General features: G+C 29.4%; 1 pseudogene. It reads right to left on the bottom strand.

The annotated features are described in order from the left end of the window. A pseudogene (locus KGF52_RS21155) lies at positions 1–445 on the bottom strand (hypothetical protein); the annotation flags it as partial.

Below are 445 nucleotides of genomic sequence, written 5' to 3'. Positions count from 1 at the left end.
TGTATCTTACGCTCTAGACCATTTTCTAGAGTATCAACATTATTATTCATCAATACAATATTGCAGTTGTCTAAAGTATCTCCATAAAGTATAGAATAAGCTTCTTCTTTTTTATCTGGAAGATTTTTATAAGTATCATAATCAACATTTTTATAATATTGACTACAGTTAGTAAATCTTGCAGTTATCTGGCTATGAGACATTTTTTCAAACATAAATCCGCAGTATCCACATTTATCAACTGCAAGATTCATCATAAGATTGAAACCAAGTCCTTTATTATTAATACCTACTTCCCTGATATCTTCTATTCTTATATTGTTTAAGCTGACACCAGTTGTAATTTCCATTCCATTTTCACATCCATAAATCTTACTACTAGAAAGCATAGATTTTTCTCCAAGTTTTATACCAAGACCACATGAGGTAACAGTAATATCATTAC

Source organism: Clostridioides sp. ZZV15-6597, assembly GCF_020657815.1.
In the GTDB taxonomy this organism is placed as follows: domain Bacteria; phylum Bacillota; class Clostridia; order Peptostreptococcales; family Peptostreptococcaceae; genus Clostridioides.
The sequence above is the reverse complement of the archived record's forward strand: the minus strand, read 5'-3'. Positions and strand labels throughout refer to the sequence as shown.